The following is a 1,036-nucleotide window of genomic DNA, read 5'->3' as shown; positions in this document are numbered from 1 at the left end:
TTTTATGAGAAATTGGGGTATGAGGGTTACGGTGAAATTTTTGATGACGCCGGCATCGATCATATCATGATGAAGAAACAGTTGAATAGATAGTGAACTATCCAAACAAAAAACACGCGGGACAATCCTCTGTTCTCCTGCGTGTTTTTATTTTCATATCGTAAATGATCTATTTTTGTTGTCGTAACGCTGCTAGTCTTCGCATTTTATCAACAGCATCACTAGATGTGCCATAGGCCCCGAGTGGTGCATGGAATGTCTGATTTCCACGGTATCCATGAAAATCAGAGCCACCCGTCACAATCAATCCATATTCTTCTGCTAATTGTCGATACACTTCCTTATCTTCTTCTGAATTATCAGGGTGGTTGATCTCGATGCCATCTAGCCCATACACAATTAGCTCTTCTACCAATTCGTTGTTCTGATATAAGCCAGGATGAGCAATAACTGCCACACCACCAGCTTTCTTAATCATCTTGATTGCTTCTAATGGCTCGATCCGCTCTACATTTACATAAGCGGCGCCACCTTCTCCCAAATACTTCTGAAATGCATCATCAATGGATGTAGCAAGCCCTTTTATGACCAATTCCTCTGCAATGTGTGGACGACCAATATTTTTATCATCAGAGGTTTTGCGACGATAGACATCCTCTACCGTAATATCCACTCCAATCTCCTGAAGACGCTCAATCAATTTCAGATTACGCAGATGACGCACATCACGTAGCTGTGCTAATGCTTCATGGAAGGCTGGGTCTTCAAACGGAATAAAATAGCCAAGGATATGAATGTCCTTTCCCTCGTGAGCAGTACTAATTTCAACACCGGGCACCACTTCTACTCCTAGCTCAATCCCTTTTTGAATCGCTTCTGCTATTCCTGCTATTGTATCATGGTCTGTAATAGCAACTGCGTTAAGGCCTGCCTCTTTCGCGAGCTGTACATTTTCTGCTGGTGTCGTTGTTCCATCAGATGCCAACGTATGGGTATGTAAATCACATGAAATCTCCATCATCAATCACCCCAATTT

General features: G+C 42.5%; 1 protein-coding gene. It reads right to left on the bottom strand.

Translation table 11 applies throughout. The features are described from left to right. Positions 1-169: 169 nt before the first annotated feature. The gene (locus tag AYJ08_RS04150) at positions 170-1,021 is read right to left on the bottom strand and encodes a PHP domain-containing protein (RefSeq protein WP_082890858.1); all 852 of its coding nucleotides are present in this window, start codon (positions 1,019-1,021) and stop codon (positions 170-172) included. Positions 1,022-1,036: the final 15 nt, after the last annotated feature.

Source organism: Brevibacillus sp. SKDU10 (assembly GCF_001645205.1).
GTDB classification, from domain to species: Bacteria; Bacillota; Bacilli; order Brevibacillales; family Brevibacillaceae; genus Brevibacillus_B; species Brevibacillus_B halotolerans.
This window is presented reverse-complemented; position numbering and strand designations above follow the sequence as displayed.